The organism is Pantoea sp. SGAir0215 (assembly GCF_043543215.1).
Genome location: NZ_CP028031.1, coordinates 1948177 through 1961880, shown reverse-complemented (window position 1 = coordinate 1961880; position 13704 = coordinate 1948177). Strand labels below are relative to the sequence as shown.

Annotated in this window: 10 protein-coding genes; 2 read left to right on the top strand and 8 right to left on the bottom strand. The window is 55.2% G+C overall.

Annotated elements, in window-relative coordinates; translation table 11 throughout:
- Positions 1 to 47 precede the first annotated feature (47 nt).
- Positions 48 to 1937 (bottom strand): dipeptide ABC transporter ATP-binding protein, encoded by a 1890-nt coding sequence (locus tag C1N64_RS09260; RefSeq protein ID WP_081011363.1) that lies wholly within the window; start codon positions 1935 to 1937, stop codon positions 48 to 50.
- Positions 1900 to 2859, bottom strand: coding sequence for an isoaspartyl peptidase/L-asparaginase family protein (locus tag C1N64_RS09255; protein WP_033737675.1), 960 nt, complete (start codon positions 2857 to 2859; stop codon positions 1900 to 1902). Before C1N64_RS09255 ends, C1N64_RS09260 begins: the two co-directional genes overlap by 38 nt.
- A 218-nt stretch (positions 2860 to 3077) precedes the next feature.
- On the opposite strand from C1N64_RS09255, the gene moeA reads away from it, so the two are divergent.
- The gene (gene moeA / locus C1N64_RS09250) at positions 3078 to 4313 is read left to right on the top strand and encodes a molybdopterin molybdotransferase MoeA (protein ID WP_205954400.1); all 1236 of its coding nucleotides are present in this window, start codon (positions 3078 to 3080) and stop codon (positions 4311 to 4313) included.
- Positions 4314 to 5081, top strand: a complete 768-nt coding sequence (gene moeB, locus C1N64_RS09245) for a molybdopterin-synthase adenylyltransferase MoeB (RefSeq protein WP_058707619.1) — start codon at positions 4314 to 4316, stop codon at positions 5079 to 5081.
- Positions 5082 to 5174: 93 nt separating this feature from the next.
- Here the strand turns inward: moeB and C1N64_RS09240 are convergent, their stop codons facing one another.
- The 6 genes from C1N64_RS09240 to C1N64_RS09215 all read right to left on the bottom strand — a co-directional run bounded on the left by C1N64_RS09240 (position 5175) and on the right by C1N64_RS09215 (position 13690).
- Positions 5175 to 6767, bottom strand: a complete 1593-nt coding sequence (locus C1N64_RS09240; RefSeq protein ID WP_394515439.1) for an ABC-F family ATPase — start codon at positions 6765 to 6767, stop codon at positions 5175 to 5177.
- 321 nt (positions 6768 to 7088) lie between these two features.
- Positions 7089 to 7490, bottom strand: coding sequence for an H-NS family histone-like protein (locus tag C1N64_RS09235; RefSeq protein WP_014606234.1), 402 nt, complete (start codon positions 7488 to 7490; stop codon positions 7089 to 7091).
- Between the two features lie 702 nt (positions 7491 to 8192).
- Complete coding sequence (locus C1N64_RS09230) at positions 8193 to 9722, bottom strand: efflux transporter outer membrane subunit (protein ID WP_058701048.1); 1530 nt, start codon at positions 9720 to 9722, stop codon at positions 8193 to 8195.
- 1 nt (position 9723) lies between these two features.
- Positions 9724 to 11292, bottom strand: coding sequence for a DHA2 family efflux MFS transporter permease subunit (locus C1N64_RS09225; protein ID WP_033737679.1), 1569 nt, complete (start codon positions 11290 to 11292; stop codon positions 9724 to 9726).
- On the bottom strand, positions 11289 to 12437 hold the full coding sequence (locus tag C1N64_RS09220; RefSeq protein ID WP_033737680.1) for an HlyD family secretion protein: 1149 nt from the start codon (positions 12435 to 12437) through the stop codon (positions 11289 to 11291). The genes C1N64_RS09225 and C1N64_RS09220 overlap by 4 nt, the downstream gene beginning before the upstream one ends.
- Positions 12438 to 12580: 143 nt before the next feature.
- Entirely contained in the window at positions 12581 to 13690 is a 1110-nt protein-coding gene (locus C1N64_RS09215; RefSeq protein ID WP_054634256.1) for an SLC13 family permease, read from the bottom strand.
- Positions 13691 to 13704 lie beyond the last annotated feature (14 nt).

Sequence of the window (13704 nt, the reverse complement as noted above, 5' to 3'; positions counted from 1 at the left end):
TCCTGTAATCCCTGTCTGATTTATCGCCGTGGCGATAGCGTATTATTTCAGATCGCGCTGGTGGCAGAGCGAGCCACAAAATGACCGGGGGCCACTTCCATCAGCGAAACCCGTTCGGGTTCATCGCCCAGTGCACGAATCGGGCTGGGGATCTCATCGACCAGCAGACTGCGCTCGCGTTGCCGACGTGTCGGGTCGGCAACCGGCACGGCGGCCATTAATTTTTGGGTATAAGGATGATGTGGCTGCCCGAATACCGACTGACGTGGGCCGATTTCCACAATCTGTCCAAGATACATCACCGCTACGCGGTGGCTGATGCGCTCAACCACCGCCATATCATGGGAAATAAACAAAAAGGCGATACCAAATTCACGCTGAAGGTCGAGCATCAGGTTGATGATTTGTGCCTGAATGGAGACATCAAGCGCGGACACCGACTCATCGGCAATCACCACTTTGGGGTTCAGCGCCAGTGCCCGCGCGATGCAGATACGCTGACGCTGGCCACCCGAAAACTCATGCGGATAACGCTTTGCGTGTTCCGGCAGTAAGCCAACCTTTTCCAGTAACCAAGCCACGCGCTGTTCCGCTTCGCGTCGTGGCATCACCTTGTGAACCAGCAGCGGCTCCATAATCGAAAATCCCACCGTCAGGCGCGGATCAAGCGATGCATAAGGGTCCTGGAAGATAAACTGAATATCGCGCCGCAGATGCGCCAGCGCCGCTCCCGAAAGATCGTTAATACGCTGCCCGTCAAAGGTAATGCTGCCTCCCTGACTGGCGACCAGTTTCAGCAGTGAACGTCCGGTAGTCGATTTACCGCACCCGGATTCCCCCACCAGCGCCAGCGTTTCGCCTGCATAAAGGTCAAAGCTGATGTTCTCGACCGCGTGCACCCGGCTTGTTACGCGATTCAGTAATCCTGAGCGAATATCGAAGCGCGTGACCAGATTGCGCACCTGCAGGATGGGCGGGCGATCGTGACGTACGGTGTTTTGCGGTACGTCGGGTGCCGCATCGTTAAGCAGGAGAGGAAATTTCGCGGGCAGCGGCTGATCCTGCATCGCCCCCAGGGTCGGGACAGCGGCCAGCAGCGCCCGGGTGTAAGGCTGCTGCGGTGCGCTGAACAGCTCGGCGGTAGAGGCGTTTTCCAGCACCTCACCGCGATACATCACCTGGACGCGGTCCGCCATTTCCGCCACCACGCCCATATCGTGAGTGATAAAAATCACGCCCATCTGCATCTCTTTCTGCAGCTCGCGGATCAGTTGCAGGATCTGGGCCTGAATCGTGACGTCCAGGGCAGTAGTCGGCTCGTCGGCAATCAGCAGCGCAGGCTTGCACGACAGGGCCATCGCAATCATCACGCGCTGCCGCATACCACCGGAAAGCTGGTGAGGATAACGGCGCAGCATACTTTGTGCGTCAGGAATGCGTACCCGATCCAGCATACGACGCGCCTCCGTCAGGGCTTCGGACTGGCTTTTACCCTGATGCAGTCGAATGGATTCTGCGATCTGATCGCCTACCGTAAACACCGGATTCAGCGAGGTCATCGGTTCCTGGAAAATCATGGCCATATCCGCGCCGCGCACCCTGCGCATCTGACCGCGCGGCATCCGCATCAGATCCAGTGCCTCACCACTGCGCCGACGCAGCCGTATCTCGCCACTGACCTCTGCGCTGTCCTGCGCCAACAGGCGCATGATCGCCAGTGAGGTGACGGATTTGCCCGAGCCGGACTCGCCCACTAAAGCCAGCGTTTCGCCGCGAAACACATCAAGTGAAAGATGACGCACGGCTTCGGTCACCTGGCCGTCATGGTGAAAACGTACGTTCAGGTCGCGCACCGCCAACACCTGTTCGGGAGACAGAGGGAGCCTGTCAGGCTGGCTGTTAGCTTTCACGGTAAATTGCGACCTCTGCGACGTCATCCACCCGGGCAACAGCCCGGTACATGCCTTCGCTGTTGAACGGCAGTGCCACATTGCCCTCCCGATCAACCGCAATCAGCCCACCGCTGCCGCCCAGCTCCAGCACGCTGTCATGAATCACATTGACGCTGGCCTGTTGTAATGTCCGCCCGGCGTAACGCATTTGTGCCGCCACATCGTAGGCCGCCAGGGTGCGGATAAACACTTCGCCAGTGCCGGTGCAGGACACCGCCGCGCTGTCGTTACTGGCATAGCAGCCTGCGCCAGGCAACGGTGAGTCGCCTACGCGCCCCTGCTGTTTATTGGTCATGCCGCCGGTCGATGTCGCCGCCGCCAGGTTTCCCGCCAAATCCAGCGCCACGGCACCGACCGTGCCAAACTTACGATCCGGGTCAAGAGGATCGCCGCCCTGGGCGGCGCCATCGTGGTCAAGCACAGCGGCATCGCTGCGCAGCGCCCGTTGCAGTTGCTCCAGGCGTTCAGGCGTGGAAAAGAAATCCGGTTCAACCTGCTCAAGCCCCTGCGCAAATGCAAAGGCTTCGGCCCCTTCCCCAATCAACAGGACATGCGGGCTGTGGTCTAACAGCGCACGCGCTGCCAGTACCGGGTTGCGCAGCCGGGAGACGCCCGCCACTGCCCCAGCCTGCAGCGTTCTGCCATCCATGATGCTGGCATCCAGCTCATGCGTGCCCTGATGGGTAAACACAGCCCCTTTACCTGCATTAAACAGCGGGCACTCTTCCAGCCTGCGCACCGCTTCAGTCACCACATCCAGCGCGGATGCGCCCTGCGCCAGCAGGGTTTGGCCATGTGTCACAATATCGTGAAGCGCCTGACGATAAGCCTGTTCTTTCTCTGCGCTCATGGCAGCACGCGTAATTGCGCCTGCGCCGCCATGAATGGCGATCACTGCTTTAGCCATACTGCGTTACCCTGTGGTTGCATCAGAAGGAAAAACACTGATTTTGAATGGTTTTACGTCTTGTTAGCGTATTTTTGAATATAGAAAGCCCGCCATAGCTTGTAAAGCGGAAACTGGTCCCGCGCTAATAACCTTTCGTTGTGGCTTATACCGATGTGACTCTGAGGATAAAAGCCACCATAATAGTCAGCAATTGCAACAGACAGACTGAGACAATAATGGAAAGCTTTACTGCCGGACTGATTTCCCTTGAAGACGCGCAACAGAAGATGCTGGCGCAACTGACGCCCATCACCGAATCCCTGGATGTGCCCCTGACCGACGCGGCCGGGCGCATCACCGCCTGCAGCGTGACCTCCCCCATTGATGTACCGCCTTTTAACAACTCAGCCATGGACGGTTATGCCGTCAGGCTTGCTGATGTACAAGAGGGTCAGCCCTTAACGGTTGCCGGTAAAGCCTTTGCCGGTGCGCCGTTTTCGGGTGACTGGCCTGCGGGCAGTGTCATCAGAATCATGACGGGCGCGCCGGTACCGGACGGCTGCGATGCCGTCGTCATGCAGGAGCAAACCCATCTGCAGGGCGAACAGATTGTTATTGATGCGCCCGTAAAAGCCGGACAAAACATCCGCCTGATCGGCGATGATATCCGGGCAGGCCATCAGGTCCTTGCGCCTGGCGTGCGCCTGGGCGCTGCGGAACTGCCGTTGCTGGCCTCATTAGGCATCGCCACGGTGAAGGTGCTGCGCAAATTGCGCGTGGCAATTTTCTCCACCGGGGATGAGCTGCAACCCGTGGGCCAGCCGCTGTCTGACGGGCAAATCTATGACACCAACCGGTTTGCCATCTCCCTCATGCTGCATAAGCTGGGCTGCGAGGTGATCGATCTTGGCATTGTTCGCGACGATCCGGTCGCCCTTCGGGCTGCCTTTATGGACGCCGATCGCCAGGCCGATGTGGTCATCAGCACCGGCGGTGTCTCTGTCGGTGAAGCCGACTTTACTAAGGCGATGCTGGAGGAACTGGGCAGCATCCGCTTCTGGAAGCTGGCCATTAAACCGGGCAAACCTTTCGCCTTTGGCCGCCTGGCAAACAGCTGGTTCTGCGGCCTGCCCGGCAATCCGGTCTCGGCCGTCGTGACCTTTTATCAACTGGTGCAGCCCCTGCTGGCCCGTCTGACCGGACAGTCAGCTTCGGCTTTACCGCCACGTCAGCGCGTGCGTACAGCAAGCGCACTGAAAAAATCGCCGGGCCGTCTGGATTTTCAGCGCGGTGTGCTGCGGCGAAATGCTGAGGGTGAAACAGAAGTCGTCAGCACGGGTGCCCAGGGTTCGCATGTGTACAGCTCGTTTTCACAGGCTAACTGCTTTATCGTACTGGAGCGTGAGCGCGGCTATGTCGAGGCGGGAGAATGGGTAGATGTTGAGCCCTTCAACGCCCTGCTGGAGGGATAAATGCTGCCCGAACTCAGCCACGAGGAAATGCTGCGCTATAACCGGCAAATTGTCCTGCGGGGGTTTGACTTTGACGGACAGGAAGCCCTGAAGGCCAGCCATGTGTTGGTCGTGGGCCTGGGCGGTTTAGGCTGTGCAGCCGCACCTTATCTGGCGGCAGCAGGCGTCGGTCACCTGTCTCTGCTGGATTTTGATACGGTTTCGCTCTCAAACCTGCAGCGACAGATTCTGCATCATGATGCGGATATTGGTCGGGCCAAGGTCGAATCCGCCCGGGCACGCCTGGCGGAGATCAATCCACACTGTCAGTTATATCCTGTCCACGGCCAGTTGGACGATAACGCGCTGCGGGCGATCATCGCCAGGCAGCAGGTCGTGGTCGACTGCACGGATAATGTCAGCGTGCGTGAACAGCTTAACCGGCTTTGTTATGAACTGAAGGTGCCTCTGGTTTCGGGCGCGGCGATTCGCATGGAAGGTCAGTTGAGTGTGTTTGACTGGCAGCCTGGTGCGCCCTGCTACCGCTGTATCAGCCGTTTGTTTGGCGCTCAGGTGCTCAGTTGCGTGGAAGCCGGTGTAATGGCGCCGCTGGTGGGCGTTGTCGGTGCCATGCAGGCGATGGAAGCAATAAAGCTGCTGACCCGGTTTGGCACGCCCGCGCGCTCACGTTTGCTCATGTATGATGCCATGCGCGCAGAGTTTCGCACGATGCATGTCGCACAGGATCCGAATTGTGAAGTCTGTGGCCATTCTGAGTGCACAGGCTAAAGGCCGGTCTGATTGAACGCTGAGCGTGAGCGATTACAAAAGGCGAGTCAATGCACGAAAGAAAACGGGGTAGTCAGCGCTACCCCGCAGGTCTTAAACGATGCCCTGACTGCGCAGGTAGTCTTCGTAATTCCCGGTGAAATCGACGATGCGCTCCGCCTTGATTTCCATAACACGCGTCGCCAGTGAGCTGACGAATTCACGGTCATGGGAAACGAAAATCAGCGTGCCTTCATACATTTCCAGCGCCATGTTTAATGACTCGATGGATTCCATATCCAGGTGGTTGGTGGGTTCATCCATAATCAGAATGTTAGGCTTCTGCATCATCAGCTTGCCGAACAGCATGCGCCCTTTCTCACCACCCGACAGCACCTTCGCGGGCTTTTTAATGTCGTCCTGAGAGAACAACAGGCGGCCAAGAATACCGCGAACGGCCTGCTCATCATCGCCCGGCTGCTTCCACTGACTCATCCAGTCAAAAACCGTCAGATCGTCAGCAAAATCGTCTGCGTGGTCCTGCGCGTAATAGCCAATTTTGGCATTCTCGGACCATTTAACGCTGCCGCTTTCTGGCGTCAGTTCGCCGACCAGGGTTTTTAACAGCGTGGATTTACCGATACCGTTAGCCCCTAATATCGCCAGTTTTTCACCGACTTCCAGCAGCAGATTAAGATTTTTGAACAGAGGACCGTTATCAAAGCCTTTCGTCAGGCCTTCCACTTCCAGCGCATTACGGAACAGTTTCTTATCCTGTTCAAAACGGATATATGGATTCTGACGGCTGGAGGCTTTCACTTCTTCCAGTTTTATTTTATCCATTTGTTTAGCGCGCGAGGTGGCCTGACGCGATTTAGAAGCGTTGGCACTAAAGCGGCTGACAAACGACTGCAGATCGGCAATTTGCGCTTTTTTCTTGGCGTTATCCGCTAACAGACGTTCACGCGCCTGGGTGGCCGCGGTCATATATTCATCATAATTACCGGAATAAACGCGCAGCTCGCCATAGTCCAGATCGGCCATGTGCGTGCAGACCATATTGAGGAAGTGACGGTCGTGCGAAATGATAATCATGGTGCTGTCGCGTTCGTTTAACACCTGCTCCAGCCAACGGATGGTATCGATATCCAGGTTGTTGGTCGGTTCGTCCAGCAGCAAAATATCCGGATTAGAAAACAAGGCCTGGGCTAAAAGAACGCGTAATTTAAAGCCTGGCGCAATTTCGCTCATCGGCCCGTAATGCTGTTCAACCGGGATGCCCACGCCAAGTAATAATTCACCGGCGCGCGATTCCGCGCTGTAACCATCCATTTCGCCATACTGTACTTCCAGATCTGCGACTTTGTAGCCTTCCTCTTCGCTCATTTCGGGCAGGGAATAAATACGGTCACGTTCCTGTTTCACTTCCCATAATTCATGGTGCCCCATGATTACCGTATCAATCACACTATATTGTTCAAAGGCGAACTGGTCCTGGCGTAATTTACCAATACGTTCATTGGGATCGTAGGAAACATTGCCGCCCGACGGCACCAAATCGCCACCCAAAATCTTCATGAAGGTGGATTTTCCGCTGCCGTTCGCACCGATTAAACCGTACCGATTACCCCCGCCAAATTTAACGGAGATATTTTCGAACAGTGGCTTGCTGCCAAACTGCATGGTGATATTGCTGCTAACTAACACGGCATTGACCTTAGTGAAGAGAGTGGATGGAAAACGGCGGCTATTATGCCAGATGTGACGTAGCGCACGCCAGTCTCCGGCTACCCTTGCATGAGTGTCTGTTGAAAACGCATGACTTTTTATTTTCACTGCCCGTACGTTTGTCGCTTAACCCAGCCGCTGGCTAAACGTACCGGACGCTGCGCAGAGGGGAAGCCCTACCTGCGCACGCCACACCGGGTGCATGACAGCGAGAGTAATAAAGCAAAGAGCAGGGTTTTTTAAATAAAAAAAGCCGGCGACATAAATGTCGCCGGCTGCCACTTACAAGGATTGTGTCGATTAATCGATCAGGAAGCTGTCCAGGCTTTTACCTTCGTCCAGCGCTTTTTTAATTGCTGCTGGCGTGCGGCCCTGGCCGGTCCATGATTTTTTCTCGCCATTTTCGTCGGTGTAAGAATATTTAGCCGGACGTGGCGCACGCTTAGTGCGTTTTTTACCCTGCTCCAGCGCACCTAATAATTCATTAGGATCGATACCATCAGCCAACAGCATTTCGCGATATTTCGATAACTTCTCTTCTTTTTCACGATTCTGTTGTTCTTCAGCGTGCGCTTCTTCACGACGTTCCGTTACTACAACGGTCAATTTCTCAAGAATTTCTTCCAGATCGCTCAGTGGCAGTTCACGAGCCTGGGCACGTAATGTGCGAATGTTGTTTAGAACTTTAAATGCGTCACTCATCACAATATCCTTGATTAAGGGGTTTAATTAAACTGTAGCGTCAAGATTACCTAATTCAAATAAAAAAATAAATTAATTTATTACTACAGATAATTCCGATAGGTTTTTTAAATGTCAGTGAAGTATTCAGAATGCTTATGTGGAGAGATAATTAACCTCAAATTAACACTAAATGCCTGCTATCCTTGCACAATGTAAACGATTTCATTGATTACACTTACTGTATGAATTCGCTATGCGCTTTTAAATTTTAACGCTCAATATTTTTTAACACCGGTGAAGAATTTGGATTAATTTGCCTGTCCTGAGTCAGACGTTCTCCGCCCGGAACACGCGGTCTGTGAACAAAATAGCTGACGTCGGGTACGAAGTTTATCGCGCTTCGCCACAATAATATCGGCTTTATGGCGAATAAAATGTGGGGATATTGCCTTTGTCCCCCTTCACTCCCCGACAAAAATGCTGCATCGGCACAGGCAAGGCGACGGCGTTTCACAGCCGTTATAAGGTTGAATACATTTACAGACAATTTATGCTTCACAGTAAGTGCGCCGGCTAAATAGCCAGCAACCCTTTTAAACCACCAGCTTTAAGGGTGATTAAATGAGTTTACTGAACGATATAACAGATAAATAATAAAGCGCAGGTATTACACTGTCTGATAACAGGCCGTGGTCTGCCGAAAGGCCACGGCCTGAAGGATTAATTTACCTGGGTCGCAGGTCCAAACACGTCATACTGAGGGAGCTGAACGTTTTGATAGGTTTCCCAGCCGCCGCCCAGCGCTTTGTAGAGCGCCACGAGATCCAGCCCGCTTTGCATGCGCGCCTGTGTTGCCTGCTCCTCGGCCTGGGCGAGCTGGCGCTGCGCATCAAGCACCTCAAGGAAGGTCGATAATCCCTGGCGATAGCTGTCGCTCGCCAAATCAAAGGTCCGTTGCAGTGCACCGGTCGTTTCGTCCAGCGCCGTGACGCGCTGCTGATCGGCCCGGTAACTCACAAGGGCGTTTTCGACATCCTGCAAAGCCGTCAGCACCGTCTGGCGATAATCCAGCGCCGCGCTGGCCTGTTGAGCACGTGCAAGCTTCACGCTGGAAACCAGCCGGCCTCCCTGAAAAAGGGGAATCGACAGCGAAGGCCCCACGCTATAGAAGTGGCTGCTCCAGTCGTCCAGATAACTGGCATCGGTATTGCGCACGCCCAACTGTCCGGTAAGAGAGAGGCTGGGGAATAGCTGTGCGACAGAAACGCCGATCCCGGCGGTTTGCGCATGGAGTTTCGCCTCTGCCTGGCGAATATCCGGGCGTCGACGCGCTAAGGTTGAGGGAATGCCGACCGCGACCGCATTCGGCAAGGCTGGCAGCGCTTTCGGCGTCTGCAGTTCTGCATCCAGCGCGCCGGGGGTTTTACCGATAAGCACAGCCAGACCGTTCATCGCCTGACGCGTTTGCGCCTGATACTGCGGTAGCTGCGCCTGTAAACTGCTCAACTGCGCCCGGGCATTTTCCACATCGGTTAACGGCGCCAGGCCATTGCGCTGCTGGCTTTGTGTCAGTTGCCAGGTCTGATCCGCCACCGCGATTTGCTGTTGCAGCGTGTTGACGGTTGCCTGCGCCCCACGCAGTTGTAACCAGGCACGGACAACTTCCGCTTCCAGCGACACCAGCGCATCGTTACGTTGCTCAATGGCCGCCTGTTGCTGTGCATTGGCTGATTCGATCTGACGTCGTACCTTGCCCCACAGATCCAGTTCCCAACTGGCATCGAAGCTGCCCTGATATAAGGTGACGGGCTGCGTCAGCCCGTTTAACTGGCTGGCGACAGTGCTGTCCACCTGGTCATTGACCCCATTCGCTTTCAGCAAACCTTCCAGCCCCAGTTGCTGACGCGTGACTTTTGCCGAACCGTTCAGGCTGGGAAACAAGCCGCCCTGCGCCTGAGATAACTGCTCGCGCGCGCCCGCAATGCGCAGGACGGTCTGCTGTAACGACAGATTACCCGCGATTGCGCGGGCAATCAGGCTGTCCAGTTGGGGATCGTTGAAGTTACGCCACCAGCGCGTATCCACTGCCGACGTCTGCGGTTTCGAGCGCTCCTGAGAATCCAGCGCGTGGTAGCTGCCCGGCAACTGAGGTTTTGGCGCCTGGTAGTCCGGGCCCACGCTGCAACCTGCCAGCGATAACGTCAGCAACAAGGTAAAGGGATTCAGGCGATACGTAGTCATAACCTTCATGTCAGTGTGCTCCTGCACTGCCTTCGCTTTTGACGGGCGACAGCAGCCAACAAAATGGAATCAAAATCAGGGCGACAATACTTAAGCCTGAAAAGACGTCGATATAAGCCAGAATGCGTGACTGGACAATCATCTCTTTATAGAGCTGGCCGGTTGCCAGCGTCACGGGATCGCCCACCGCCGACGTAAAGTCGCGAATCGCCTGCGCCCAGTGCTGAACGGTAATGTTAAATTGTTCATTTAACGGCGTCATGTTATGCACCATGTGGGCCGAACGCGCCTGCTCCCGCTCCGTAATTGCCGCCGTGGATAACGAGATGCCAATCGAACCCGCAACGTTACGGAACATCGTAAATAATGCTGATGCATCCGCGTTCAGGCGTTGTGGGATGGTAATGAAGGCAATGGTGGTCAGCGGCACAAACAGGAAGCCCAGGCCAATAGACTGCGCACTGCGCATCATGACCAGCGTGGAGAAATCGACATTGGGCGTTAACGTGGACGAGTAGAAAAACGCCAGGGCCAGGCAGCTAAAACCAAATGCGATGATATAGCGGGTTTGCACGACCGGCATCAGCTTAAGCACCAGCGGAATCGTCAGCACAATCAGCACGGCTCCGGGTGAAAGCACCAGCCCTGACCAGGTCGCCGTATAACCCAGATCCTGCTGGGCCAGTTGAGGCAGCACGACGGAACTACCATACAGAATCATTGCCATCCCGGCCATGAGCAGGCCCGCAACCCAGAAGTTACGGTCTTTCATTACCAGAATGTCGACTACCGGTTTGCGGGCATACATTAGCCAGTAGACGGCTCCGACAATGCCGACCAGCGCCAGTACCGCGAATAACACAATAAAGTGCGACGCAAACCAGTCCTCATCTTCACCCCGATCCAGCATCACCTGCAGGCAGCCCAGGCCCAGCGTAATTAAACCGATACCGATGTAGTCAATTTTCAGTTTGCCCTTGGCCCACTTGCGCTCCCATGGCGGATCTTCCAGCAGCGGCAAAATGGCCATGATCGTCAGGATACCGACCGGGATATTGATAAAGAACACCCAGCGCCAGCTGTAGTTATCCGTAATCCAGCCGCCCAGCGTCGGGCCGATAACAGGCGCCACGATAATCGCAATCGAGGAAAGGCCAAACGCTTTGCCCCGATCCTCAGGTTTAAAGTAGTCGAGCAGCACCGACTGCTGCACAGGCTGCAGGCCGCCGCCGAAAAACCCTTGCAAAACGCGGAACAGAATGATCTGCCAGAGTTCGGTGGCAATACCACACAGGAATGAGCAGATTGTGAACATAACGATACAGATTAAGAAAAACTGTTTACGGCCAAATAAACGACTGAAGAAGGCAGAGATGGGCAGCACAATGCCATTCGCCACGAGGTACGAGGTCAGCACCCAGGTGGATTCATCGTAACTGGATGAGAGCGAACCGGCGATATGTGGCAGGGCCACGTTCACGATGGTGGTATCCAGGATTTCCATAAATACCGCCAGCGTTACCGTAATGGCCACGAGCCACGGATTACTGGCGGGTTTCCAGCTCTGCGATTCACTCATTCCACGGTTACCTTCGGTTCAACCGATAAGCCCAGTGGCAGTGGACGGTTAGGATCCAGTCCTTTATCAATCACAATCTTGACCGGCACGCGCTGAACGATTTTCACGTAGTTGCCCGTGGCATTCTCCGCCGGGAAGGTCGAAAAGCGCGAACCGGTGCCCATCTGGATGCTGTCGACGTGGCCTTCAAGTTTCATGTCAGGCCAGGCATCCACGCTGATGGTTACCTTGTCGCCGGGATTCATTCGCTCCAGCTGTGACTCTTTGAAGTTGGCGGTGATCCAGATATCCGGGGAAACCAGTGAGAACAAGGCGCTGCCCGCCTGAACCAACGTTCCCAACTGGACATTTCGCTTAGTCACAAACCCGTCGTAAGGAGCACGAACCTGAGTGTAAGACAGATTCAGCTCGGCCACATTCAGTTGGGCTTTTGCCTGCTCGACCTGTTCCTGACGCGCTTCAACATTGGTTTCCTGCTGACGGATTTGCAGGGCCACCTGCGAGGCGACTTCCACCTGAGCTTTGGCGCTTTGCAGTTGTGCCTGCGCGGAGCGTAACTGCGCCGAGGCTGAATCAATATTGCGTTGACTGGTGGCGCGGGGATCGACGCCGCGCTGACGACGGTAATCCGCCTGCGCATTCAGGTAGTTGGCCTCGGCTTTGGCCTGATCGGCCAGCGCCTGGTCGCGTTGCGCCGGGTACTGAACGCGCGACAGTGCCAGTTGCGCCTGAGCCTGGTGCAACTGTGCCATGGCCAGGCCAAGCTGTGCTTTTGCCTGCGCGCGCTGGGCTTCGTTATCGCTGGGATCGATTTCCACCAGCAGATCGCCCTTCTTCACGCGCTGGTTGTCTTTCACCAGCAATTTTACGACGTAACCCGAGGCTTTCGCTGCGATAGTCACTGCGTTGCCTTCGGTAAACGCATCGTCAGTCGTTTCTTCATTACGGGTGGTAAACCAGAAAAAGAACGCCACGATCAACATCACCACGACGACGACCGCCAAAATAATTAACGGCTTTTTGCCGGGACGCTTACGCGGTTTCTCGTCGTTATCGCTTTGGCTATCGTGTTCTGGGCTGTTTTTATCGGGCGCGTTTTCTGTATCTTTCTGGTGTGGGTCACGGTTGTTGTTGTTCTCGCTCATAGTGTCCGTCGCTGGCTAAGGCCCTCAGTCCTGGGCGTAGAAAGTCAACTAAACATTAGATCGAAAACTGACAAAATCCAGTACAACTTTACTTAACTTGAGAAAGTCCGCACGTCCTGCCACGAGGGCAGGACAGGTTCGCGTCAGGCAACCAGTTTGAGCAACAGCCAGCCGGTCAGCATTGACCATGCGAGTAAGGGAACGGAGAACAGATGGAAGCGCCACCAGATGGCACGATCTTTCGCCATGCGCAGCGCAATCAGGTTGGCAAGCGAACCCGGTAGCAGGCCAAACCCACCGATATTGACCGCCCAGGCAAGGACGTCTGAAGGCGGCACTTTCTGCAAAAGCAGGATCGTGGCAGGCACATTACTGATTACCTGTGACAAGCCAATCGCCAACAGGTAAAGCTCCCCTTTGGCAAGATGGGCAATCGCATCAAAATGGGCCTGCACAACAGGCAAGCGTGTCAGCAAGAACACGTCCAGGAACATGACGATGAAGACCACCAGCAGGCTCCAGTCGATATTCAGCAATACCTGGCGCGCCATAATAAAAAAGCAGACAAGAATCAGCAGTAGCGCCCAGCCGGTCAGGTGCCACTCCAGCGCGGCGATAAACAAGACGTAAAGCGCCAGACTGACGGCAAACAGTGGCTTCTGCCAGCTGTGCTGTTCTGCGTTCTCATGTTTTTCAATCGCGCGTTTGGCAAAACTAAACCAGGTGACGACCAGCAGGCTTAACAGCAGCCAGACGGCCAGCGGCGTCATTTGCCAGATAAAACCGACTACACTCAGCGAGCCGTGGCTCCACAGCAAAATATTCTGCGGATTGCCCACCGGCGTCAGCAACGAACCGGCATTTACGGCCAGCGCTTCGAAGATGATTAAGCGGGAAATCGGTAAATGGGAAAACTTGCGCAATGTCAGCGTCAGCGGCACCAGAATAAACAGGGCCACATCGTTGGTTAAGAAGGTCGAGAGCACCGCCGCCGCCAGCACCATAAACAGGGCCAGCGTGCGCTCATGCTTAAACCCCGCAATTAACCGACCGCCCAGAACATCAAAATACCCACTGGTTTCTAACCCCTTGGTGAGGATAAGCAGCCCACTCAGGGTGATGATGGTGTGCCAGTCCACTGCGGCAGGCAGATCCGCCCAGTGGTAATGAGCAAGAAACAGCAGAACAACCCCAACAACGACTAACAAGTGCAATATATGGTCATGCAGAAATGAGCGAAGCACAATGGGCATGATGTCCGGCGCCT

What these genes read in the sequence shown, in the direction of transcription:
- C1N64_RS09230 (WP_058701048.1), bottom strand. Translation starts at nt 9,722, where the DNA reads ATGAAGGTTATGACTACGTATCGCCTGAATCCCTTTACCTTGTTGCTG.
- C1N64_RS09220 (WP_033737680.1), bottom strand. Translation starts at nt 12,437, where the DNA reads ATGAGCGAGAACAACAACAACCGTGACCCACACCAGAAAGATACAGAA.
- C1N64_RS09225 (WP_033737679.1), bottom strand. Translation starts at nt 11,292, where the DNA reads ATGAGTGAATCGCAGAGCTGGAAACCCGCCAGTAATCCGTGGCTCGTG.
- moeB (WP_058707619.1), top strand. Translation starts at nt 4,314, where the DNA reads ATGCTGCCCGAACTCAGCCACGAGGAAATGCTGCGCTATAACCGGCAA.
- C1N64_RS09215 (WP_054634256.1), bottom strand. Translation starts at nt 13,690, where the DNA reads ATGCCCATTGTGCTTCGCTCATTTCTGCATGACCATATATTGCACTTG.
- C1N64_RS09255 (WP_033737675.1), bottom strand. Translation starts at nt 2,859, where the DNA reads ATGGCTAAAGCAGTGATCGCCATTCATGGCGGCGCAGGCGCAATTACG.
- moeA (WP_205954400.1), top strand. Translation starts at nt 3,078, where the DNA reads ATGGAAAGCTTTACTGCCGGACTGATTTCCCTTGAAGACGCGCAACAG.
- C1N64_RS09260 (WP_081011363.1), bottom strand. Translation starts at nt 1,937, where the DNA reads ATGACGTCGCAGAGGTCGCAATTTACCGTGAAAGCTAACAGCCAGCCT.
- C1N64_RS09235 (WP_014606234.1), bottom strand. Translation starts at nt 7,490, where the DNA reads ATGAGTGACGCATTTAAAGTTCTAAACAACATTCGCACATTACGTGCC.